This window comes from Capilliphycus salinus ALCB114379 (assembly GCF_047276495.1).
GTDB lineage: Bacteria > Cyanobacteriota > Cyanobacteriia > Cyanobacteriales > Microcoleaceae > Capilliphycus > Capilliphycus salinus.
The window spans coordinates 2,568,979-2,593,396 of sequence record NZ_CP178543.1; the positions used below are offsets into that span (position 1 = coordinate 2,568,979).

At 44.4% G+C, this 24,418-nt stretch carries 21 protein-coding genes; 8 read left to right on the forward strand and 13 right to left on the reverse strand.

Annotation, left to right across the window (positions count from 1 at the left end):
• Nucleotides 1-2 precede the first annotated feature (2 nt).
• Together priA and ACL6C3_RS10780 are read left to right on the forward strand one after the other, a co-directional pair.
• Complete coding sequence (gene priA, locus ACL6C3_RS10775) at nt 3-2,663, forward strand: primosomal protein N' (RefSeq protein ID WP_413167169.1); 2,661 nt, start codon at nt 3-5, stop codon at nt 2,661-2,663.
• Nucleotides 2,664-3,207: 544 nt separating this feature from the next.
• Nucleotides 3,208-3,405 (forward strand): NblA/ycf18 family protein, encoded by a 198-nt coding sequence (locus ACL6C3_RS10780; RefSeq protein ID WP_413167170.1) that lies wholly within the window; start codon nt 3,208-3,210, stop codon nt 3,403-3,405.
• 515 nt (nt 3,406-3,920) lie between these two features.
• Here the strand turns inward: ACL6C3_RS10780 and ACL6C3_RS10785 are convergent.
• From ACL6C3_RS10785 to ACL6C3_RS10835, 11 genes are all read right to left on the reverse strand, one after another.
• Nucleotides 3,921-4,373 carry a hypothetical protein gene (locus tag ACL6C3_RS10785; RefSeq protein WP_413167171.1) on the reverse strand — a complete coding sequence of 151 codons (453 nt, stop codon included), beginning with the start codon at nt 4,371-4,373 and terminating at the stop codon, nt 3,921-3,923.
• Nucleotides 4,374-4,496: 123 nt separating this feature from the next.
• The gene (locus ACL6C3_RS10790) at nt 4,497-5,726 is read right to left on the reverse strand and encodes an RNA-guided endonuclease InsQ/TnpB family protein (protein WP_413167172.1); all 1,230 of its coding nucleotides are present in this window, start codon (nt 5,724-5,726) and stop codon (nt 4,497-4,499) included.
• Entirely contained in the window at nt 5,723-6,364 is a 642-nt protein-coding gene (locus ACL6C3_RS10795; RefSeq protein WP_413167173.1) for an IS607 family transposase, read from the reverse strand. The genes ACL6C3_RS10790 and ACL6C3_RS10795 overlap by 4 nt, the downstream gene beginning before the upstream one ends.
• Nucleotides 6,336-6,530 carry a hypothetical protein gene (locus tag ACL6C3_RS10800; RefSeq protein ID WP_413167174.1) on the reverse strand — a complete coding sequence of 65 codons (195 nt, stop codon included), beginning with the start codon at nt 6,528-6,530 and terminating at the stop codon, nt 6,336-6,338. The genes ACL6C3_RS10795 and ACL6C3_RS10800 overlap by 29 nt, the downstream gene beginning before the upstream one ends.
• Before the next feature lie 67 nt (nt 6,531-6,597).
• Complete coding sequence (locus tag ACL6C3_RS10805) at nt 6,598-7,788, reverse strand: anhydro-N-acetylmuramic acid kinase (protein WP_413167175.1); 1,191 nt, start codon at nt 7,786-7,788, stop codon at nt 6,598-6,600.
• A 16-nt stretch (nt 7,789-7,804) separates the two neighbouring features.
• Nucleotides 7,805-8,554, reverse strand: coding sequence for a PP2C family protein-serine/threonine phosphatase (locus ACL6C3_RS10810; RefSeq protein WP_413167176.1), 750 nt, complete (start codon nt 8,552-8,554; stop codon nt 7,805-7,807).
• A 255-nt stretch (nt 8,555-8,809) separates the two neighbouring features.
• Nucleotides 8,810-10,576 (reverse strand): ABC1 kinase family protein, encoded by a 1,767-nt coding sequence (locus tag ACL6C3_RS10815; RefSeq protein ID WP_413167177.1) that lies wholly within the window; start codon nt 10,574-10,576, stop codon nt 8,810-8,812.
• Nucleotides 10,577-10,651: 75 nt separating this feature from the next.
• On the reverse strand, nt 10,652-10,978 hold the full coding sequence (locus ACL6C3_RS10820) for a DUF6825 family protein (protein ID WP_413167178.1): 327 nt from the start codon (nt 10,976-10,978) through the stop codon (nt 10,652-10,654).
• A 235-nt stretch (nt 10,979-11,213) separates the two neighbouring features.
• Entirely contained in the window at nt 11,214-13,184 is a 1,971-nt protein-coding gene (locus ACL6C3_RS10825) for a serine/threonine protein kinase (protein WP_413167179.1), read from the reverse strand.
• Between the two features lie 1,442 nt (nt 13,185-14,626).
• Nucleotides 14,627-15,631 carry a hypothetical protein gene (locus tag ACL6C3_RS10830; RefSeq protein WP_413167180.1) on the reverse strand — a complete coding sequence of 335 codons (1,005 nt, stop codon included), beginning with the start codon at nt 15,629-15,631 and terminating at the stop codon, nt 14,627-14,629.
• Nucleotides 15,632-15,721: 90 nt separating this feature from the next.
• Nucleotides 15,722-17,146: a nicotinate phosphoribosyltransferase gene (locus ACL6C3_RS10835; protein WP_413167181.1), complete on the reverse strand. Its 1,425-nt coding sequence runs from the start codon at nt 17,144-17,146 to the stop codon at nt 15,722-15,724.
• Nucleotides 17,147-17,725: 579 nt separating this feature from the next.
• Here ACL6C3_RS10835 and ACL6C3_RS10840 point away from each other — a divergent pair.
• Nucleotides 17,726-18,268 carry an NADPH-dependent FMN reductase gene (locus ACL6C3_RS10840; RefSeq protein ID WP_413167182.1) on the forward strand — a complete coding sequence of 181 codons (543 nt, stop codon included), beginning with the start codon at nt 17,726-17,728 and terminating at the stop codon, nt 18,266-18,268.
• Nucleotides 18,269-18,678: 410 nt separating this feature from the next.
• A complete protein-coding gene (locus tag ACL6C3_RS10845; RefSeq protein ID WP_413167183.1) occupies nt 18,679-20,271 on the forward strand; it encodes a peroxidase family protein in 1,593 nt (530 codons plus the stop codon).
• A gap of 209 nt (nt 20,272-20,480) precedes the next feature.
• Here ACL6C3_RS10845 and ACL6C3_RS10850 read toward each other — a convergent pair whose 3' ends face one another.
• Nucleotides 20,481-20,771 carry a DUF5615 family PIN-like protein gene (locus tag ACL6C3_RS10850; RefSeq protein WP_413167184.1) on the reverse strand — a complete coding sequence of 97 codons (291 nt, stop codon included), beginning with the start codon at nt 20,769-20,771 and terminating at the stop codon, nt 20,481-20,483.
• Entirely contained in the window at nt 20,768-20,998 is a 231-nt protein-coding gene (locus ACL6C3_RS10855; RefSeq protein ID WP_413167185.1) for a DUF433 domain-containing protein, read from the reverse strand. The genes ACL6C3_RS10850 and ACL6C3_RS10855 overlap by 4 nt, the downstream gene beginning before the upstream one ends.
• Nucleotides 20,999-21,253: 255 nt before the next feature.
• Between ACL6C3_RS10855 and ACL6C3_RS10860 the strand changes: the two genes are divergently transcribed.
• The 4 genes from ACL6C3_RS10860 to ACL6C3_RS10875 all read left to right on the forward strand — a co-directional run bounded on the left by ACL6C3_RS10860 (nt 21,254) and on the right by ACL6C3_RS10875 (nt 24,358).
• On the forward strand, nt 21,254-21,703 hold the full coding sequence (locus ACL6C3_RS10860) for a tellurite resistance TerB family protein (RefSeq protein ID WP_413167186.1): 450 nt from the start codon (nt 21,254-21,256) through the stop codon (nt 21,701-21,703).
• A gap of 894 nt (nt 21,704-22,597) precedes the next feature.
• Nucleotides 22,598-22,828 carry a hypothetical protein gene (locus ACL6C3_RS10865; RefSeq protein ID WP_413167187.1) on the forward strand — a complete coding sequence of 77 codons (231 nt, stop codon included), beginning with the start codon at nt 22,598-22,600 and terminating at the stop codon, nt 22,826-22,828.
• Nucleotides 22,825-23,094 carry a type II toxin-antitoxin system RelE family toxin gene (locus tag ACL6C3_RS10870; RefSeq protein WP_413167188.1) on the forward strand — a complete coding sequence of 90 codons (270 nt, stop codon included), beginning with the start codon at nt 22,825-22,827 and terminating at the stop codon, nt 23,092-23,094. Before ACL6C3_RS10865 ends, ACL6C3_RS10870 begins: the two co-directional genes overlap by 4 nt.
• A 109-nt stretch (nt 23,095-23,203) precedes the next feature.
• Complete coding sequence (locus tag ACL6C3_RS10875; protein WP_413167189.1) at nt 23,204-24,358, forward strand: iron-containing alcohol dehydrogenase family protein; 1,155 nt, start codon at nt 23,204-23,206, stop codon at nt 24,356-24,358.
• The last annotated feature ends 60 nt before the right edge of the window (nt 24,359-24,418 follow it).

Consider the following 24,418-nt stretch of genomic DNA (forward strand, 5'->3'; position numbering starts at 1 on the left):
CAATGTTCACAATTACTTTTGATCAATCTCCTCTGAAAGTTGCTGAAGCAGGTGCATCCTACAATACCAATTCTTCTTCAGATAATTCTTTCAAGGAGATCCGTTTGATCGAAGTTTTGGTGGACATTCCAGCCGGACAGTTCAAGTCTCAAGATCGCGACGAACCCCAACTTTTTACCTACTCCATTCCAACTCATATCAATGTTGAACCTGGAGATATTTTGAGTGTACCTTTTGGAGCGATGTATCTGGGTGCTATCGCCATTCGCCCCACCACTCAAATACCTCCGGGTTTGACTTTAGAGCAAATTAAACCTGTTGATGAGGTTGTTTCTAAGGGTTTATTTCCGCCCTATTACTGGCAATTATTACAACAGATCGCGACTTATTACCAAACCCCTTTAATTCAAGTTATTCGTACCGCTTTACCTCCCGGATTATTGCGTCGAAGTCAACGGCGAGTGCGGTTGTGTGTCGATAAAATTCCCCCGTCGGGTGTTGAAAATTTTCTCCATCCTCCGGCTTTAAAAATCTTACAGCTATTACAAGCCAACAAGTCAAAAGATATGAGTTGGGCGGAACTGAAGAAAAAAGTCGGGGGAGATTATTGGACAAGAAAAGGATATCAAGATTTACTTGATCGCGGTTGGGCAGAAAGTTATTTAGATACGCCCAAAACCGTCCAAGCCAAGCAGCAACTCGCCGTCATTTTAATCGCCGATCCGCACTCAGCCGTTGATGTGACCAAACGTCAGCAGGAAGTTCTACAAATCCTTAAAAGTTGTGGCGGCGAGGCGTGGCTGAGTGAATTTTTGCGCCTCTGTAAAACAAGTTCTTCGACTGTAAAAACTTTAGCACAAAAGGGTTATGTTCTCCTCGAAGAACGGGAAATGCTTCGACTCGCCCAAGGCATCGAACAAACACCCGACCGACCCAAAACCCTAACTCCCCACCAAACTAACGCGCTCAATATTATTAATCAATTATCCGGTTTTGCCGAAATTTTACTACACGGCGTTACCGGTTCGGGGAAAACAGAAGTTTATTTACAAGCGATCGCCCCCATTTTAGAACAGGGAAAATCCGCTTTAGTATTAGTTCCCGAAATTGGTCTAACACCCCAACTCACCGATCGCTTTCGCGCCCGTTTTGGCGAAAAAGTTTGCGTTTATCACAGCGGACTATCCGAGGGCGAACGTTACGACACCTGGCGAAATATGACCCGCCAACAGCCTCAAATCATCATCGGTACCCGTTCGGCTATTTTTGCCCCGCTCTCGCCTCTAGGCTTAATTATCTTGGATGAAGAACACGATAGCAGCTTCAAACAAGATCGGCCCGCTCCCTGTTATCATGCTCGCAATGTGGCACTTTGGCGGGCGCAAATGGAAAACTGCCCCCTAATTTTAGGTTCAGCCACGCCCTCGCTAGAGAGTTGGGTCGCCGTTCGGGGGCAGCAAGGCAGAGGAACACCAAAGCATCAAAATATTGAACGTTTTGATCCTATAAGTCCAGAGCCTAATTCTAAATCGCTAATCAACGATTGCTATTATCTCTCGTTACCGGAAAGAATTCAATCTAGGCCCCTGCCCCCGGTCGAAGTTGTAGATATGCGTCAGGAGTTGCGCCAGAAAAATCGCTCTATTTTTAGTTCTCGCTTGCAACGGGCGCTACAACAGTTACAAGAACGGGGTCAGCAGGGGATATTATTTATTCACCGTCGCGGACACAGCACGTTTGTTTCTTGTCGCAGTTGCGGCTACGTGATGGAATGCCCCGATTGTGATGTTTCTTTGTCTTATCATCATATCGTCGAAGATGCGCTGCAAACTTCCCGTCAGGTTGTCCCGACGCTGCGCTGTCATTACTGCAACTACGGCGAACTTTATCCCCAACGCTGTCCCCAGTGCGATTCTCCCTATTTTAAACATTTTGGTAGCGGTACTCAGCGAGTTGTAGAAGAATTGGGGCGGTTGTTCCCGGAATTACGGTTAATTCGGTTTGATAGCGACACGACTCGCACCAAAGACGCTCACCGCATTTTGTTAACTCGGTTTGCTCAACGAGAAGCAGATTTATTGGTGGGAACTCAAATGTTAACCAAGGGTTTGGACCTGGCGGGGGTGAGTTTGGTGGGGGTGGTTTCCGCCGATGGTTTATTGCATTTATCCGATTATCGCGCCAGCGAACGGGCGTTTCAAACGTTATTACAAGTGGCGGGTCGAGCGGGTCGGGGTCAAGACCCGGGGCGGGTGATTATTCAAACTTACACCCCCGAACATCCGGTCATTCAAGCGGTACAACATTATCAATATCAGCCCTTTGTTGAGCGGGAGTTACAAGAGCGACAGGAGTTAAATTATCCGCCTTTTGGTCAATTAATTGCCTTGAAATTGAGCGGTTTAAATCAAGCAGAAGTTGAACAAACCGCCGAACAATTCGCAGAAGTTCTATTTTCAATTGCCGATGAAATCCCAGAACTGGAAGTTGTGGGACCTGCTCCGGCGCCTATTTTGCGAGTAGCAAATCGATATCGTTGGCAGATTTTATTGAAGTTATTACCGGGTACTTTTATTGATCCTACCCGTTTAGAACAGTTGCAGGAAGTCTGTCCCCGTTCAATCCGTCTAATGATTGATGTTGATCCTCTACACTTAGGTTAAAACAGAATTATACTCCTTTTGAGTTACGTTTTGGGTTTTGATTATCTTCCTATGGTTCAAGTTTCAAGCTTGATTTGGGGAGAGATTGAGCTTATTTTTATTTTTTCCTGGAAGCCAAGCCGTTGTTTTGAATAAGGGGTTAAAAGAGGGCTTTGGATACTTGGAAAAAATCAGGGAGTTGGGTCAGGAAAAAAACCGATCAATTCTTTATTTTTTCCCTAAGGTTTTCCTTTGGTTTCCTCAACCGCCGACCTTCGATGGCCAATCAATCAAAGCTCTTTGGTAGCGGAGAGGATGTCTCGGAAAGCAGGTATCCTGTGTTACAACATCGGCTATAGTATTTGCTATGTTAGTGATATAAGCCTTTTTTCGAGGAAATACTGGTCAATTTGTCAAACTTTTGTTACCTTTTGTAATAATAGGATAAACGAGATCCGATTTCGGGCATCGTCCTTCTGATACCAACAAAGACAAAGTGACAAATTCCTGTCAACTCCATCAGGAGTAAGCGTCTTCCAGTCCGATTAGAAGTAGGAGAATCCTTATGAACCAGCCCAGTGAACTCTCTTTGGAACAGCAGTTCAATTTATCTTCGTTCAAAATGCAGGTTAATCAAATGAGTCGAGAACAGGCCCAGGAGTTCCTGGTTAACCTGTACGAACAAATGATGATGCGGGAGAATATGTACCAGCAGTTTCTCAAGCATCAGTGGGGAATAGAACCCAGTCCAGGAGAACAGTAGAGTCTGATGTTTGCCGTAGGCAACCTCTATCTCTTACTTTTTTCTACTGTAGAAACGAGTTGGGGGTACTGGGGTGTCAACTGGCATATTATTTCAGATTCAGACCGGCTTGAGAATTGAGTTGAACTGAAACCCTGTAACGGCGAAATTAATATCAATATAGTATCTTTTTATTTAACAATATTTAATAGCTTCAATATCTTTAATTGATAATAGGCAATCTTGCAAAAATGTTGTAGGGGCGGGTTCTACGATATCTTTGATTACAACGCAGACAACATCACAGATGGGGGCGGGTTTACATGGGCTGTTTGTAGGAAATGATCAATTTAGACGGAATCGGCCCCTACAATAGACATGGGGCGGGTTTATATAGGCTGTCTGTGGGAATGATCAATTTAGACGGAATCGGCCCCTACAATAGACATGGGGCGGGTTTATATAGGCTGTCTGTGGGAAATGATCAATTTAGACGGAACCGGCCCCTACAGGAATATCTGATACCCGACACCCAACTAGGGTTTACGTTCTAAAACGGTTTCCATGACACTCATCAGGTTGAGGTGATGACCGCCCATGATTCCACTTGAGTAATAATATCGGTTTGAGTTGATCTGGCGCAAAGTATCAAAACCGCTGCGTCGTGTTGCGGCATCTCCCAACACCCAATAGCGCTGTACAATCGATTCGGGGCCGATCAAACCTTCACCCTCAACATTGCCCAATTCGCTATGTTGTAAAACAAAAGTATATTGGCGTTCATTAGCATCGAGTCGTCCCCGATACTGTAGGATGATATCATCGCGATCGCTACCGGGAAAAACCAGTTTTGTAACCATACTAAACCATTCGGTTTGATTCCAAGCGACCAAAGTTTTTCCTTTGACAGTGATGGGAAGTTGACCGCGATCGATCCAACTGCCTTCAAGCATCCACTGACCCGGTTGGAGGAGAAATGTGTGAACCACGATGCTATCCTCTACTGCTGGCAAGGGTTTTAGCATTCCAGCCGACCAAGAGCGATCGCGGGTGGATCTTTAATGTTCGGCTATCCTTGCGCCTCTATCGTATCATGGGAACTACCGTAAAAACTAAACTGTAGAAAAGCGTTGTTTAGTTTTTCTCACTGGATTAACCAGTAACGGCTGTACGGCACAGCACACTATTCCCTCGACGGTGAACGCCTCTGGAAAATACTTTCTAATGATCTGGAGGCTACCATTTACATCAGCATTGATAACTTGGCTACAAGACGATTTGAACAGACCACGATGAACTCGTCTACCTTTATAGGTTTCGTGCTTACAAGGTGTTTCTAAATCCAGTGCCGAAGTTTTACTGGTGTAACTTTCCTCAGTTTCAATCACTTCGATTCCTACCAATTGGCATTTATAAGTTAGCTGTTTAACTAACTTTGAATGTGGAATCTGGGTAAATTGTTGATTGTTTCTCTTACCTATATTGACCCTCTGCTTCCAATTCTCATTCTTGCCAATCACCAAAGTCTTAATATTGTGTTCAACCAAGTAGTCAACAACGATTCGACTGGTTTGGTGTAGATAATTGTCTACAAAACGGTTGCGATAATAGGTGAAAGATGCAATCTTTTTGGTCGTTCTACACAGGCCAGTTAAATAACTTTGAGACTTCGCTTTAAGTTTGTTGTAATGTTGATTGACACTTTTCAGTGGTTTCCCGTTAATCAGCAAAGGTCTAACACCTGGCTTATTTGTTGATAGAGCAACCAATCGGTCAATACCTAAATCAACACCGGCGATGTAGTTAGAGTTTACAGATTGCTGTTCAGGTTTTTCATAGACAATCTCAACGAAGTAACAAGCGGTTGCCGGAACAATTCTAACCTCGACGACTTTTTGAATTTTTGTTGGGATTTGAATGTTAGACATTGACAAATGACAAATCCCTCGTTTGAGAGCAGGTTTGTAAACTGACTCGTGAGAGTAGATTACAACGTTACGTCCTTTCTGCTTGTCCTTATATTTGGGGATTTTCGGTTCTGCAAAAAACTTTTCTGGGGACTTTCGCCATTCTTTATGACCTTGAAAATATCCTCTCCAAGTGGACGTAACTCGTTTGATGATTTGTTTAGAAACCTTTGTAGGCAGGGCTAAGTAAGCATCACTACTCTTGGTTACGTGGTAAAGGTCGGTGAGTGACAACGATGAACCTGTTTCAAAGAATCGTTGGCGACAATAATAGTTAGACAAGTTGTACAAGTTCTTAGACTTGAACGCTAACTCGTCTATTTCTTTCCAGTATTTATTACTGGATTTAATGAGATGACGCTCAACGACTCTCATTCCCTGTCCCCTCCCACTACACCCAAATGATGGTTTTTACGCCGTTGGCTGCTTCGTTTCCCATAAATCTTTGCCGAAAACGAAGCCATCAAAGAAACAATATCCTCAACTAATTCAGCTTCGTAAGATTTGGGCAAGACTTCTTCAATCAGTTCGATTTGAACACCATAGCTACTAAAGAAACAATCAAGAAAATTGTAGTTAAAGCGGGTAAGCCTATCCTTGTTTTCTACGATTACACGGTTGATTAAACCTAACCTTACCAGGTGAAATAACTGCTTTAATTTCGCTCGATTGTCATTCATCCCTGAACCCACTTCAGATAGTACGTGTTCTACTTTGTAATTTTGCTTTGCACAGTATTCAAGAGTTCTAGCTTTTTGTCTATCTAAGTCTCCTTTTTGCTTTTGCTCGTGTGAACTAACTCGACAATATACAGCAACAACATCAAGGTTTACAGGTGCATCAGAGGATTCAACTTTCATCAGTGCGTTTAGTTCAGATTTTTTAAATCGTCTATGCCCTCCAGTTGTCCGAATTGGGTTGAGAACACCTGATTTTTCCCACTTCTGTAATGTCCACCGAGTTACATTTAAGAGGTCACAAACCTCAGCCGTAGTTAGAAGCTTTTCCGCCATTTCCAAAACTCAGGATATTCTTCCAGTGATCATAGAATTCTTGAAATTCCGAAGCAGTGGGAATCTCATCAGGCTCTAACGGGAGTGGATGTTCATAAATCCTCCCGTCACTCAACTCGAACTCAGTTGCCGTCACCCTAATGACCTTTACTGTGTCCTCGTTCATTCGCCAATATTCCTAAAACTGTGACCACTTCAAATTATATCGCTTCTCTACGACTTTCAACAATTTTCTACAGTTTACGCTTAACTGTCGTCAACCCCAGTTGTGTGTGCATCTCACCCAACATAACGGCCCTGTTAGCGCCGGTGACTTCGGGTAAATTCCCCACTTGACCTTGCGATCGCCAATAAGCTAAAACTGCAAAAGCAATAGCTTCTTTAAAATCGGCATCCAAACCCACCTCGGAAGTCGTCATCACCGCAATGGGATCTAACCGGTTTTGCAGACTCTGTTTGAGGTACAAATTATGACTTCCTCCGCCACAGAGTAACACTTGATCCGGCATTTGGGGTAAAAACTGGCGATAACTGTGTTCTATCGATGCGCTGGTTAATTCTGTTAAAGTGGCTAACAGATCGGCTGAACTTAAATTGTAGGGTTGAGCGTCTGTTAAGCACTGTTGGAAATAAGTTTCACCAAACAGTTCTCGTCCGGTAGACTTCGGGGGCGGTTGCTGAAAAAAGTCTTGTTTGAGCCAATCTTCCACTAAACTCATGCAAGGGTTTCCCGAAGCCGCCCAAGCCCCGGAGCGATCGTAAGTCTGGGTGCCGTTAGAAAAATATTGTACCGCTAAATCGAGTAAGCTATTTGCGGGTCCTGTATCCCAACCGATGATTTTCTCAGGGGAATTTAACCCCCCTGGTGGGAGGTAGGTGACATTTGCGATACCGCCCAAATTTTGAACGCAGCGGCGATCGCTCGGATGGCTGAGGATGTAGGCATCCACCCGAGAAACCAGGGGCGCTCCTTGACCTCCTGCGGCCAGATCTGCGACTCGAAAATTGCTGACTGTGGTAATATTTGTTAGCTGGTTAATTACCGCTCCCCGACCCAACTGAAGGCTGTAGCCCAGTTTGACATCGGGATGTTGTGAAGTATCATTGAGTTCGGGAGGGCGATGATAAACCGTCTGACCGTGAGATCCGATTAATGTAGCCGGTTCAACTCCATTTTGAATCGCCAGTGCCGCAGTTGCAAATTCTAGGGCGATCGCATCATCGAGTTGGGCCAATTGAGCCATAGAGATCGACTCACCCCCACAAAGCCGGAGAATTTGCGATCGCAACTCGGAGGGATAGGGATAAGTTTGGGCGGCGATCAGTTCGACCTGCAAGCCGGTTGAAGACTCTTGAATGTCTACAAAAGCCGCATCTATTCCATCGACGGAGGTACCACTGATCAGACCAATTACACCAACCATAGCGATCGCGTCTCACTCACGAATTGTTAATCTCTGTTGAAGCGGGTTCTACAGAAATGACAATCACAGTAATGTTATCTCGTCCTTCCCGTTGTTTGGCTTCCTTGATCAAAATATTGGCTATCTGTTCGCAGGTTTGAGCCAATTTGAGTTGTTGGCCAATCAGATCGTCGGCGAGTTCTTCTGTTAACCCATCACTACACAACAATAAGCGATCGCCCGGTTTAATCTCAATCGTTTCGATCTCGACAAAAGATAAATCTTCTCGTCCGAGACACTGAGATAGGACGTGACGCCAGGGATGAATGCGAGCTTCATCATTGGTTAACACTTGACGCTTCACCGCTTGAGCGACCCAGGTTTGATCTTCTGTAACTTGTTTGAGATCTTCTCCCCGCAGGTGATAAATCCGAGAATCTCCCACATTAGCACACCAATGTTCACCCTCCTCGCGAAACAAAGCCACCACAGCGGTTGTTCCCATATCGGAGCGTTCTGGATGATCGTGCTGATCGCGTAAAATCGCCTCATTTGCAGCCAGATATGCTTTTTTCAACAAACCTGCGGCATCTGGATCATCCCAATGAGCAACGAGATAGTCTTTTATCGTTTGAGCGGCGATCTGACTGGCTTCTTGTCCTCCGGCGTGTCCGCCCATACCATCAGCCACGATAAAAAATCGTCCCTGAGGATCGATATAAAACGCATCCTGGTTAACGGCACGAACATTTCCTGTATCCGTCAGACCCGCAAAATCGAGTTTCATAAACGAACAGCTTAACTGCTTTAGCTCCCTTAATGTATTAATTTTAACCTAATTTCAGGATAATACAGATGCAGACTCCTGAGTAAAGAACACGTGAGCGGTTAGGCAAGCCAGAGAAAGCCCAACCGTCTTGACCGCAGATTTGCCATCAACTTTTTCTATTATGGTATCACTTTTCACCCAGATTTTTAGTTCTAGGTTCCCGATTTTAGACCGAACAACGGTTTTCAGCGTGGCGAGTGTTTCTCAGCACGTCTATAACATTCGGTCAAAGCGATCGATACGTCTTAACAAACGTAAGAAAGCAAAGCCCATAATCACAGCCAAGACAACCAAAACCAACGCCAGCCTAAACTGACCATCAATAAACAACAGAGTGGCCGATACGGTAAAAGCGCCCGTTAACAGAGCATAATTGGTTCCCATCTGAACATTGCTCACCCGTCGCAAAATCCGATCGGTTTCTGTGGCCCGAACCCGCATCCGCAGATCGCCCTGATCGAGTCGCTCGAGGGTATCTTCAATGCGTCGGGGTAAGCCCAAAGCCGTAGAACTGACTTGAGCGGCTTGACGTCCGAACTCATTAAAAATACTATTGGTGGTTTCCGAAAGATTGGTTTCTGACATAAGTTGCATCGCAAACGGTTGTGCGACCTCCATAAAATTAAACTCTGGGTCTAAGCCTTTACCCACCCCTTCGAGGGTCGAAAAGGCTCGCATCACAAAGGTAAAGGTCGCCGGAAAGCGAAAAGGCTGATCGTAAGCAATCTCATACAAGTCATCGCTGATCGCCGCCACCGACTGTTCTTCAAAGGGCTTATCCATGAAATTATCCAGCATATACTGGATCGAACGCCGTACCGGACCCATATCCCCGGTTGGCGTCAAAGCCCCCAGATCGATTAAAGACTTCACCAAGCGATCGGCATCTTTTTGAGCAATACTAAACAAAGTCTCCATCAGCTTTTCGCGCAGATTGGAGGTAATTTGTCCCATCATCCCGAAGTCATAAAAAATCAACTTCCCTTCAGGACTAACGGCAATATTACCCGGATGAGGATCGGCGTGAAAAAAGCCATCGTTGAGAAGCTGACGTAAATAAGCTTCAGCCCCCATATTTGCCAACTTCCGGCGATCCAACCCGGAAGCTTCGATCGCTTCATAATTGCTAATTTTGATCCCCGGAACATATTCTAAAGTCAAGACCCGGGGCGAGGAATATTGCCAGTGAACGCGCGGCACCTTCACCCAATCACAGGAGCGAAAATTGCGCCGAAAAGTATCGGCATTGCGACCTTCGTTGAGATAATCAATTTCTAGCCACAAAATCCGACAACATTCATCATAGATACCTAACCAATCTCGACCTCTACCCCATTTCGGATGATTTTGGAAGTAACGAGCAATACCTTTGAGAATCGCTAAATCAATTTCAAACAGCTTTTTGAGTCCGGGGCGCTGAACTTTCACCACCACCTCATCACCCGATCGCAGTTGGGCTTTGTGAACCTGACCCAAACTCGCCGCAGCCAGAGGAATGGGGTCAAAATTGCGAAACAGTTGGTCAACAGTTTTCCCAAAATCTTGTTCAATGATTTCTTGGCACTGTTCGTAACTGAACGCCGGCACTTTATCCTGTAGCTTTGAGAGTTCTTCAACGTATTCGACGGGAAATAAATCCGCCCGAGTTGAAAATAGTTGTCCCAACTTAATAAAGGTCGGTCCCAAATCTAAGAACGTTTCTCGGACCCAGATCGCTTGAGCGCGACGGCGAGCATTTTTCTTTTCATCGGATACTCCTCCCAAGTAGCTCCACTGTTGGTTATTGAGCCACAACCAAGTTAACCAAGTCAGGACAAAGGTCCAGATGTCAACAAAACGCCGTTGACGGGAGTAATTTTTGCGATTCCAACGATAGGCTTTACCTCCAGGTAACTTCCGACTGGTTGCTCCAACGGAAGACGCAGCAACACCTTCGGCGTGTCGCTTGGGGTAAGTCGAGTTATCAAGAGGAACAGACACTCGAGTTTCCAAGTTTTGTTTCCGGTAATTTTCGTGTTTGATCAGTCGTTTCAATTCAGTCAGTCTACAATAGACCTACTGATTGCGATTGCGATAACGTTGCAGTTCCGATCGCAGTTCGGCGATTTCTGCCCGCAATTCATCGATGGTAGCTTGCAAATCAATTGATTGAGAGTTCGCTCGGCTACTTCCGACAGAAGAAAATCCCTGATTGGTCGTTTGAGCTTCTAGATCGGCTCGCTCTAGGACTTGTTCTGTAAATTGTCGCAGACGTTCTCTTTGTTCTGCATCAAATTTACCGAGTTCGCTCAGAGCATTGGTAAAAAGGTTTTCTAATTGTTCGTAGAGGCCTTCTGCTACTGCTCGGCCTACGAAAAAGGCGTCAACGGCTGGCTTACTCATAAAAAAGTTTTACTAACTTCCGTAACAAATTATAACGTGCTTGCTCCCGGAAGGGGAGACAATCAACAACAGACCCATCGAGTTAATTTTTCAGGGGATCGATCGCCAGCCCAAAAGCTGACCGGACAATTCCTCAAGACCCATTACTTAATTATTGATCTGGGTCGGGCGACATCTATCGACCCCATAGAAATGCTGACAATTGCCGATCGCGAAACCTTACAAAAATTTAATTTTATATTGAACCGGATGCGGTCCACTGCGTTTGCGAGTCCGAGGGGGGAAGTTCCGATTGAGCGTCAAATTTGGGGATCGAACCGGAATCGCCCGGAAATTTATATTCTATCTCAGTTTCCAAATAAGGATCGGAACTCGATCTCGACGGAACCGACTCACTTTCCCATTGCGATCGATCCGAGGGGGAAAATTCTGGTCTAGAATCGGTTTCGAGGGATGGATCAACCTCAGGTACATCAGAGTAACTGGGAGAATAATATTCATTCGACTGATTCGACTCCAGCGAGGACGGATAAGAACTAGAGTCTGTCGTCGGGTTGGGAGAATACTCCGATGAATAACTCGGCGAGTCTAAAGTCGCGGGAGCGGGATAATCATTAGAAGTGCTTCTTGTCGGAGTCGAATTAGAGTAGGATGGATTGGAATAATCCGGCGTCGAATATTCCGACGAATTCGAGGGATAAGAACTCGAATAGTTATCCTCTGAGGAATACTCCGAATAATAGCGATCGTCAGAATAAGAATAATCCGACGAATAGGAATCAGTCGTTGAAATTTCTGACTCGGAATAATAACCATCAATAGAACCCGGATCAGATTCTACCATCTGATAATCGGATGATTCCATTTCCCAGTCGCTACTCACATAATTTGGATCTTCTATCCAGGCTTTTTCTGAAGCCATTTGAGATTCAGATTCCTTTCCGTTCAAGACATCTGAGTTTCGGTAATCAAAATCTCGATCATCCGATCCATACATCGAATTCGTCATCAATTTACTCTCAACCGAAGGATGTTGAAACACAGGCTTCGAGGGGTCATAATCGGGAAATTGCTGGTCGAAAGATTCCTCGGATTGGAAAACCGTTGTTTGGGAGTAAACCCCACCATAAACTCGGGTTAAATAAAATCCGATCGCCCCCGATAAAATTGCGGTGATCGCAAACACTAAAGGAACAAATCCCGGAATTGATGACAATCTCCCCATCTGTTCACTTTCAATGCGATCGCCAGACCACGACTCCGATAATATTTCTGAAGACTCTCGATCAAAACCCGACTCAGATTTTTTCCCCGAATTCGACGCAACTACCGCATAATCTTCTAATTCTGGGAGAAAACCCAACCACTGATCTAAATTTTGAGGTCGATGTTGTTGTTCTAACTCCAATCCCCACAAAATCACTCGCTCTAATGTCGGACTGAGATCGGGTCGTAATTCTCTTAAACTGGGTTTAGAAGGACTCAGCAACGTTTCCGTCACTTGAGACAAACACAACGGCGCTTCTAAGGGAGCCGTACCGGTTAATAGATAATGTAAAATTGCAGCCAAACTGTAGATATCGGTGGCTGTTGTTAACTGTTCGTGAGGTAAATATTGTTCTAAAGCCGCATATCCTCCCGAAAGGTTACGACTTCCCAAATAAGGTTGAGCGATCCGAGTGAGTCCATTCTCACCCCTCCCATCTGTAAACCGACTGGCAATTCCAAAATCGGTTAAAATCACCTGGTTCGTCTGGGGATGTCGGACAATCACTTTCGGAGTGAGATTACAGTGAATAATGCCCTGTTGATGAACCTCCGTTAAAGCTGCGGCGATTTGATTGATATATTCAATCGCTTGAGTAACCGGCAATTTTGAACCGGGTGCAAGGGATTCTATCAAAGGCTGACCCGGAATATAGTTCATCACCATAAACGGTAAGCCCCGATCTTCAAACACTTCCCACACCTTCACCAAGTTTGGATGCTGACATTGCGCCAGACGTCGGGCGACCGCCTTGAAATGATGCTGAAACTGTGCAAACTCTGGATGATGGCGCAAATTGGGGTTCACCGTTTTGATCGCGACCACTTGTTGACGACGAACATCAAAGGCTTGATAGGTGATCCCATACTCCCCTCGACCCAATACACGTTCAATCTTGTACTGGCCATTGTTCAGGATAGTTTCAGCTTTTGAACTCATTTGCTTAAATGCCAATTTTCCCCCTTATACTACCGTCTCGAGGTGATTTGAGTGTGTGAGTTGTGAGGTCGCCGTACATAGTCTACATCAGTTCCAAGGATTCTAACGCAACCCGATTGAAAAAAGGAGATGGGGAGATGGGGAGGTGGGGAGATGGGGAGATGGGGAGATGGCGAGGTTACTGAAAACTGACAACTGAAAACACTGTTGCCTGATCCGGTGTCCCCTGTAAAACTGGTGACTGGTGAGGCAGTGCGGACTTGGCGGAATAGTCGAACGCGCGTGCGTCTCCGCTACTGAGATGGAGCAACTGCCGTTCGCGCAGCGTCTCCGAAGGAGATACCCGCATATGGTGACTGGTGACTGTAAAGACTGGTGACTGTAAAGACTGTTCCCTAATCATGCGATCGCTTTTTTTTGTTCCTAAAATCGTCAATTTTCCTGAAAAAATTCCCCAAAATTTCCCCGATTTTCGATTGACAAATCCTCCGACTTGACCTATTCTAGAAGAATGGAAATCTGTGCCGACCTATAACCTACTTTTTCCACCCCGCTTCACGACAATTTAGGCTTAAATTTAGGCTTTTTAAAACTCCTCAATGAATTAACTTGCAACTCTCAACCTTGCACTCAACTGTCGCCTCAAAACCATAAGTTTTTCTAATCAAAATCACGAATTCGGTTTAATAAACAAAAGATTTTGCGGAAAATCGAAATTTTTACTGAGAAAAATTTTCAAAAAGTTGACGAAAATATAGGGGTTCTGGTAGGCTATAAAAAACACCACCCAAGGGGTTACTGTGTCCACACGTAAAAATCGAAGCTAAAACCCCTATTCTCTCGTTAAAAATCAGAAGATTCTGACAAAAAAATAGCAACCCCGACGCACGAATTTTCAAAGTCCAAAGCCAAACCCAAAATAGACATCTTGACAAAACAGAGAATTTATGAATGGAGTTGGGAGTCGGGAGTTGGGAGTTGGGAGTCGGGAGTTACGGAAAACTGACAACTGTAAAAACTCTATGCGCGAACTTCGCTCTATGCGCGTTGGCGTAGCCTGCCGCAAAGCGGCTTACTTTGCTCTCGACTATTGGGCGCCCGTCGCAAGGAGCGCGCTCTCGACTATTCCGCCTCTCTTGGTCGGCATTCGCGATTCGCCCGCAGGTGGCGCGGTGAACCAGTGCGTTGGGCGGGTTCCCCGACTTAAAGCAACTGGTGAACCCGAAGGGGGTCCGACCGCAAGTCGCGAGTTCGCGCTGGTGACTGGTGACAGGTGTTGCAGCGCGGTCTTGGGGGTTTCCCCCATGAGCGCGAACTCGCGGCCCGGCGGTTTCCGCCGAGAGCGAAGTTCGCTCATAGAGCGACTGCTGAACCCGAAGGGTGACTGGTGACTGTAAAGACTGGTGACTGTAAAGACCGGTGACTGTAAAGACCGGTGACTGTTATTGTTCCCCTGTATTTCGGACGTTAATTATTTTTTTGAGTAAATCAAACCAGAAAGATGCTCCCATAGAAATGGCGATCGCAGTGAGTATCCATCCGAGTATAGCTTGAGCAATTTCAAAACTAATTTCCCCGGCTTTAAGTTCTCCTGTCGTCGGAGTGAACTCCTGTTTTAAATCAAATTGTTCGTTTAAATTTTCCCGAGACCATCCCAGAGGTAAGGATGAAAAATTAACAATTAATCGACTTAAATCTTGAGTCGGACCCGAGGAAAATTGTTGTTCGGAGGGTTCTACAGATTCATCGGAAGATGGGGAAGTTTGACCTTGATAAAATTGATTGATTTCTTGAACCAACTGAACTTGTAAAAACGGTTCTTTGTATAAACGGGTGGCAATATTTAAAGTATCCGCATTTAAAACCACAGCAAAAAGAAACCCTAAAAATAATGTCTTCCGTTTCACCTGACGTTTATAAACCCCAGACGTTCTATCCATCGCTTGAGAAAACCAACTCATTATTTCGGCTTCCAACGCTTCTAAATAACTGCTAAACCCATTTTGTTTTAACTCCGCTCTCACCGATAAAACCTTAAACAATTTAATCACCTCTAACGGTAATATTTGTTGAATTGGAGATGAATTCAAGGCTTCAATAAACTGTTCCGACTGTAAATTCGCAATATTGGAGTTAACAGAAGATTGTTCGAGAATATTATCAATTAAAGCAATTGCAAAAATATTATTGGGAATATACGAAGGGCCGATAAAGTTCTTTCCCCGTTCGACTTTATAATCTTTCAAAGACTTAATCAAAGGATGAGTATATAAAAACTCCGCCATCTTTTCGCCTAAAATAGAACAAATCGAACCGTACAAACTTTTAGCCCGACTATCCCAAAACAAAGTGGATAACAGTTCTTGAATATCCGAAACAAACAAACTCAAAAGCAAATAAACAAAAAACAAACCGAGAGCAATATTTAAAACCGCAGGTAAACTCATATTTTGTCTAAAAATTAGAATGAGGAGGCATCTGAAAACAGCACCTCCACTTTATCATTCAACTTCAATTTTAAAAACCACGATAAATACTTAAAGTTTCTGACGAACCCGTTCAGTTAATTCCCCCAACGCCTCCGAAACTTCCACCTGAAAAGAAATCGGATTTTCTAAACGTCGAATTTCGGGAGAAAGACTCGCCACAGAAGCCGCAGTTCGTTTAGCAATAGTCTCCAACGGTTCAGGAGAAAGCATCCGTTCGCCCTGTTTAACCACAAGCTGCATTAATTCCACCTGAGAAACAGAGTGACCATTTCCCGACTCTATCTCCGGTCTTTCTTCATCCATCAAAACCAAACAGTCGCTTTGAACTTCCCCCTGTTTAAACGTGCGAATAATTTGTTTTCGACCCGGATAAGTTCCCTTACCGCTCGATTTTTTCATCACCGGATGACCGTCAACTTCCACCAACTTATAAACCCCATTAACCGGACTTCCGCTCACCAGTTTTGTTCCCAGTCCATAACCATCAATTTCCGCATTTTCAGCCTTCAGTCGGGCAATTTCATATTCATCAATATCTCCGCTGGCGAAAATAGAAACCCCCGGTAAAAGCGATCGCACTTCTTTAGATAATTTAGCTAAATCTCCCGAATCTAATCGTACACCTTTTACATTCATTTCTCCCTGTTGAATTTTCTCCGCCAACCGACGCGCCGCTTCTACGGTATTATAAGTATCAATTAACAGTGTAGAACCGGGAAAATGCCGATTAAACGCCGCAAACGCTTCATCTTCTCCCCCTTCTAAAGCGCCCAACGCCATCACCAACGAATGCGCCATTGTTCCCACCGGTTCGCGTCCCAATTTTAACGCCGCCAACACGTTGGAGGTCGAGTCGAGTCCCGCAGCCAGAGCCGCTCTCACCGCCCAGACTGACGCTTGAGGGCTAAAGGCTCGTCGGGTGCCAAATTCTAATAAATTCACGTTTGACCCGGCTACATCGCGCAGACGCGCCGCACGAGTGGCAATTAGAGTCTGATAGTTGAGAGTATTGAGGAGAAAGGTTTCTACGATTTGAGCTTGCCACAACGGGGCTTCTACCCGCAAGAAGGGTTCATTCGGGAAAATGGCGGTTCCTTCGGGGACAGCCCAAACGTTTCCGGTAAATTTGGCATTTTCTAACAGCGACCAAAACTTTTCGGGGGCGTTTGCGAAGATTTTCAGCGATCGCAATGCTTGTATTTGATCGCCCGTGAAATGGAAATTCTCTAAATAGTCTAAGGCTTGGGCGAGTCCCATTGCAATTAAATAGCCGTAGTTTTCGGGAAGTCTGCGGGTAAACAGTTCAAAACTGGCCCACTGTTGATCGAGTTGTTCCCCTGCATAACAGGCGGCCATTGTCAACTCGTACAGGTCGGTTAACAGGTTGTAGTCTTCGGAGGTGAGGGCGAGTTGTTGGTCTTCGTTGAGGGCTTCCGGGGAGGTTGAGGACGGACGTTCGGGCTTGGTTCTCATGGGATGACTCCTTGGTTCAATCTTGAGTTAATTATAGTAATATTTACCAAATATGTCTAGTTTTTCTCCCGGTAAATCAACAAAAATACGCGAACAAACGGGCTTATATCGAAAAAATACCCTGATTTCGGGTCTGAGCTTTGTTTTATTTATGGTGAGTTTAACTTAAATTTATCTCCCGTGAGGGACAGCAACCGGAGAATTTTTCTGTTGTCAGATAGAGGTCCATTTTAGAGATTTGCCTTAAACTTACCAGAAGCTTAGGGGCGAGTTCATTTCAGTCACCCGTGAAGGTAGGGGCGGGTTCCGCAAAAATCTATGTATCCCATTAACAACCTATATAAACCCGCCCCGGAGTCGGGGAAAAACTGTTCATAGGTTCGGGCGGGGGGTAAGTTCGGGGCTGGTTTATAAAAGTTATTTCTGAGAAAACAGACATCTGGGGGAACCCGCCCCTACGTGACACCTCACACCGCCAAGGTACTAAAGCACAACTACGAACTTGCGAGGTTAATTTTTGTGTTATATTAAACGTAGTCGGAATGAGTACGACTTAGTAACTGGGTTTTGGACAATATTATGGTAAAAATTGTAGGAATTGGCGGGAGTCTGCGTTCAGAGTCCTATAGTCAGCAAGCGTTAAGAAATGCAGCGCAACGGGTGGAAGCTTTGGGTGCGGAAGTGGAAATATTAGACTTGCGGCAGATGCGGCTTCCGTTTTGTGACGGGGGGAAAGAATATCCCGACTATCCCGACGTCGAGAAATTGCGGGAAACCGTTAAACAAGCCGATGGGTTAATCTTAGCAACACCAGAATATCACGGAAGCGTGAGCGGTGTGATTAAAAATGCGTTAGATTTAATGAGTTTTGAACATTTAGAAGATAAAGTAGCGGGTTTAATTAGCGTGTTGGGAGGTCAGGCGAATAGTAATGCTTTAAATGACCTGAGATTAATTATGCGATGGGTTCACGGTTGGGTTATTCCCGAACAAATTGCCATTGGTCAAGCTTGGAGTGCTTTTAACGAAGAAGGAAAGTTACTCGATGAAAAGTTATCCGAACGCTTCGATAAATTCGCCCAAAGTTTGGTGGAAAATACCGCAAAATTGCGGAAAAATTAGTTAAAAATTACCAAGTTCGTAGTTGGGCTTTAGCCCTCTTGGTTTGGCGATGAATCGCAACAACGAACGATTCAATAATTGATAATTAATAATGGATAATGGATAAGGAGAGGTCTTCAACCTGATTAATTAATTATCAATTGTCAATTGTTAATTATCCATTGATAATCATCTATTTTGTTCTGGGGCTTTAGCCCTCTTGGTTTGGCGCTGAACCGCAACAACAAACGAATAATAATCGATTTTTTTCTAGGGCTTTAGCCCTTTTTTTAGCGATAAATCGCAACTACAAACAAGCTGTTTTTACCGTGTCCCCCAAATGAGTGACACACAAAAAAGCGAATTGCTATTTAACGACAATTTATTAAAATGAGACATAAATCTTTTGTGTCCTAATTAAAAAATAGTCAATGCTAAAAAATATCAGTCACGCCGGGGGAGTCAACCCACAAGCAAAAGATAAAAGGGAAGAACCCGAAGAAATTCTATTCAGTACCCCGTTTGGTTATATGTTCCCCGACTTGGTAATTGGGGAAAATACAGAGGAAAATAAATTACCCGTAGCCGACAGTACAATTCCCGCTTTAAAAATGCTTGGGGATGCAATGGCTGATTTGGGAGAACCCGGTCAAGAAATCAATAAATTCAACTCTAATATTCCTTCTGTTTTTACCTATTTGGGTCAATTTATCGACCACGATATTACCGCTCGAACGGATCGGGAAACAGAGATTAGTATAATCAATAATGGCGATGATGTCAACAGTTCGCTCCTACCAACCGACCCGCAAGTTATTATTAATAAGCTCAAAAATGGGCGACGTCCTCAACTTGATCTCGATAGTGTTTATGGTGACGGGCCAGCATTAATACCGGGGGGAAAAGTTGGAGCAAATACAGAAGCTCAGTTTCTTTATGAGGACGAAAGCTTACTGTTAAAAGTTCAAGAAATTGATAATTTTGTAGATTTGCCTCGGGTTGGTCGCACGGCAAAAATTGCGGATATGCGTAATGATGAAAACGTCATTATTAGCCAACTCCACGCGGCATTTTTGAAATTTCATAATGTCATTGCTTCAAGTTTACCGAAACATTTGTCTCCTCAAAGTCGGTATATTTATACTCGTCAGCTTGTCCGTTGGTGTTATCAATATGTGGTGGTCAACGACTATCTCCGAGCCGTTTGTGAACCAAATATTGTCGATGATATTTTGTTGAACGGCCCGCGTTTTTATCGTCCTGGGTTTAGTGGAAATTCGGTATTTATGCCTTTAGAATTTTCCGTCGCGGGATTTCGATTTGGTCACTCGATGATTCGCCCATTTTATCAACTCAATCGTCAATCTCAAGTTAAAATTATGAACCTCTTGGGGGTTTCAAGGGAGAGACATCCAGAGTCAGATTTGTTGGAAAAGAACGGTGAGAATTACCAACTGAAAAAACAGTTTAGTATTGACTGGCAAAATTTTGTTCAATTTGCACCAAATGAACCGATTCCTAACTTTGCTCGTAAAATCGATCCTCAAATTTCTAAAGGGTTATTCGACCTTCAACTCGATGGAGCGAGGGCGAATACTTTCATGTCTCATTTAGCTCAACGAAACCTAGTTAGAGGTTATTCATTGAGTTTACCCACCGGACAAAAAGCCGCCAAAGCCTTTGGTTTTCAACCGCTAACAACAGAAGATTTAATCGATAAAGAACCCAATCAAAAATTGAAGCAAGCGCTCGAATATGGCGGGTTTGGAAACAGAACACCGTTATGGTATTATATTCTCAAAGAAGCGGCATTACAAACTGGGGGAAATACGTTGGGAGCTTTGGGGAGTAGTATTGTTGCGGAGACGATTATTGGTTTAGTTAAACAAGACCCCAACAGCTATTTAAACCATCTGCACAACCCCGCAATACAACCCAACGGAATTCGTATTCCTCGGCTCTACGGTCGCAGTTCAATTATTAACTCAATTGGAGATATTCTCGCCTGTGCGGGAATTCAATAAGAGCCAATTAAAATCGGTTAAAGTTAGAGTTTTAACTGATTGAATTTTAAGGGTTTTTCCGAGTCGTCTGGATGAGAAAATCAAAGGTTGTAACAATCTTTGTCTCATTCAGATGATCTGATCAAATAGGATTAATGCTTACTGTGGGAAACAATAAATGATAGAGATTAGTAAAGTTCAAGACAATCTAATATAGGATTATCTATAAACTATTGAATAGTTTCAGCCCCAGATCGAAGAATGGCTTCGACATTACTCGTTGATGTATTTCCACACCGTAACCAAATCACTTTCGGAGGAGAACCGTAAAGACGACTTCGTTCAGCAAAGTCAGCATCTTGAGTTAGAATACAAAAACCTTGAGTTGTAGCAAATTCCCAAATCTCGCTATCATTTGCTTCTGAAAGACTTTGAAACTGAACATGACTGGAGTCGGGAAAGATATCAGCCAGACGACTCACTAACTTTCGGCTTAAGTTTTGGTCAAACAGTAATTTCAAGGTTTACTCACCACAACCGTTAAACGACGTTCTCGATCCGCAGCAAACTCCAAACACGCTCTGATATCTTCTTCTGTTAATTCGGGAAAATCATCTAAAATTTCACCGTGAGACATTCCCGATGCTAGCCAACCCAAAACATCGTAAACAGTGATACGCATTCGTCTAATACAGGGTTTCCCGCCCCGCTTACCTGGCTCAATGGTAATGATGTCGCGATAGCTCATAAATAAAAGAGTATACTGTCTTTGTTCTCAGTTTAACCTAGTTTGGGGATTTAAACCCGTTAAGAATACAATAAAATTACAGTAGATCGCATTTGTCTGAAAACTCTGCGTATTTTTACTGAGACTGAACGGATTTTAAGCACTTCAAAAAATTATTAAATATCAGTAATTACACGCTGTTCAATCTTGGATTTTCCACTTAAGCTAGATGTAGAGATTTGAAAAATTTAACACGTTATACATTTAGGAGATAACATGGGTTTATTTGGTAAAGCACGTTCATCCGGCGCTATCAAAACAGATGTTACTATGAGTCCGGCGGAAGCATTTGCAGGTATTGCATTAGCAGTTGTTGCTGCTGACGGCTATCTTGCAGACTCGGAATTAGATGTATTAATAACTTTGCTGGGTCGGATGCAACTTTTCCGTAGCTATCCGTCTGAAGTAATGAGACGTATGTTTGATAAACTTTTCGGTATTATCAAGCGTCAGGGAGTTGAAGCACTGGTTAATCAAGCTATTCAAACCCTTCCCCATGAATTACAGGAGACAATGTTTGCTGTTGCCACCGACTTAATTTTAGCAGATGGTGAAGTTACTGAAGAAGAAGAAAGTCTATTAAATGATCTCTGCAATGCGTTTGAAATTTCTCAAGAAACGACCAATGAAATTATTCGGGTGATGTTGATTAAAAATAAAGGATAGAGTTTTCAAATTTTTCTAGATAAAATCCCCGGTTGTTTGAAGAAGCCGGGGATTTAAACCCGTTAGGATTTCAAAAAGCCGTTAAAAACATCGCTAAAACTATCGGATATATTTTTTAAGTGACTTACCGTAGGGGCGGGTTCAAATTGATTTATTCATCCCAGAAACAAGTTTAATAAACCCGCCCCGTTAATTTGAGTCGGAGTGGGGCGGGTTTAGAGAGGTTATCGGTGAAAAACATCAATCTTTGCCGAACCCGCCCCTACATAATGATGAATTTTTTGTAGGGGCGGGTTCAAATTGATTTATTCATCCCAGAAACAAGTTTAATAAACCCGCCCCGTTAATTTGAGTCGGAGTGGGGCGGGTTTAGAGAGGTTATCGGTGAAAAACATCAATCTTTGCCGAACCCGCCCCTACATAATGATGAATTTTTTGTAGGGGCGGGTTCAAATTGATTTATTCATCCCAGAAACAAGTTTAATAAACCCGCCCCGTTAATTTGAGTCGGAGTGGGGCGGGTTTAGAGAGGTTATCGGTGAAAAACATCAATCTTTGCCGAACCCGCCCCTACATAATGATGAATTTTTTGTAGGGGCGGGTTCAAATTGATTTGTTTATCCCAGAAACAAGTTTAATAAACCCGCCCCGTTAATTTGAATTGATTACCGAGGTAAGTTTCTAACAGATTATTTGTCGGAGTGGGGCGGGTTTAGAGAGGTTATCGGTGAAAAACATCAATCTTTGCCGAACCCGCCCCTACACAATGATGAATTTTTTGTAGGGGCGGCTTCAAATTAATTTGTTCATCTTTGGGCAACTCCGAACACCCTGATTTTTAGAGTTAGTGTGATGGATAATAAAAATATCTCAAATTTTAGGGATACTGTTGCTATGACTGAACTACTTGAACGGGCGATCGCCCAGTTAAAAGCTTTACCTGCGGATGAACAGGATGCGATCGCTTCTCGACTTCTTCGCGAGTTGGAAGATGAACGGACATGGAAAGCCAAGTTTGCGGCGACCACCGATGAACAATGGGATAACATAGCCGAGAGGGTAAGACAAGAAATTGCTGGCGGTGAGATTACTCCTCTCGATGAGGTTTTTCCTTCCGAACCATGAAGTCAAGTGTTACCAAAGCGTTTCGCAAAAAGCTGGCTGAACTTCCCCCGTCGGTTCAACAGCAAGCTGCTAAAGCCTATGCTCTTTGGCGTTCAGACCCTTATCATAACAGTCTTCAGTTCAAAAGGGTCAGCGAACGACAACCCATTTATTCGGCCCGTATCAGTTTAGACTATCGAGCGCTTGGCTTGCTGGAGAACGATCAAATATACTGGTTCTGGATCGGTACACATACCGAATACGATCAATTGCTTCAACGCTTGTAGGATGAATTCATAAGAAAATAAATTAAACCTAAGATCTGGCTCTGGGGTCTTGAAGCGGACGGGAGAATGCGCTATCTTAGGAAACTTAGCATCTCATCGAGGAGTCCCTATGCGTCAATCATCCTCTCCTAGCACGGCCAGTGATACCCAAACCTCAAGTATTCTCTCTCTCAACATCGCACCAGCCCAAGTGCTGCGGGGAACTCACGCCATCGCAGAAGCAGGAGAGGCGATCGCAAAGTTGGGAAAACGTCCTTTACTCGTCGGGGGCGATCGCAGTCTCAGCGTAGCCCAAACGACCCTAGAACCCGTTTTAAAACAGCATCACCTCAAATTAGCCTCGGCCAGCTACGCGCCCGACTGTAGCGAAGCCAGCCTGGGGAAATTGCAGGAAAAAGTAACCCACCATCAAGCCGACTTCATTATCGGAATCGGAGGTGGAAAAGCCCTCGATACCGCCAAACTCCTCGCCCATACCTGTGAACTTCCGATCGCAACAATTCCCACATCCGGGGCGACCTGTGCGGCTTGGACGGCGCTTTCCAACGTCTACTCAAACGAAGGCGCCTTCTTGTACGATGTTCCTCTGGCCAAATGCCCCGATCTGCTCATCCTCGACTACAGCTTAATCCAAACCGCCCCCCAACGCACCCTAGTCGCCGGAATTGGAGATGCGATCGCCAAATGGTACGAAGCCTCGGTTAGTAGCGGACACTCCGAACAAACGTTATTAATCGCCGCAGTTCAACAGGCGAGAGTCCTCCGCGATATTTTACTCCAAAAATCCGTCAGCGCCCTACAAGAACCCGGAGGCGAAACTTGGCGGGAAGTCGTAGACGCCACCGTATTGCTCGCCGGAGTGATTGGCGGAATCGGCGGCGCCCAATGTCGCACCGTCGCCGCCCACGCGGTTCACAACGGGTTAACTCATGTGAGCGCCAGTCATGGTACACTGCACGGAGAGAAAGTCGCTTTTGGTATTTTGGTACAACTGCGCCTGGAAGAAATGCTGCAAGGCAACCAACTCGCAGCCGCCGCCAGACAGCAATTGCTCAAGTTCTACGGCGACATCGGTTTACCGCAAACTTTAAACCATTTGGGCTTAGAAAATGTCACGTTAACTGAGTTAAAACGGGCGGCTGAAGTGGCTTGTAATGAACGTTCTGATATTCATAGACTACCCTTTCATGTCGTTGTTGAACAGTTAATGGCGGCGATGGTTTCCACAACCGCACCCATTGGGGAAGCTAAAATCAAAGCCTAAAAATTTATCGCCCCGTCTTCGCCACCTCCCTTATTAAGGGGGGATAAAGGGGGATAAAGG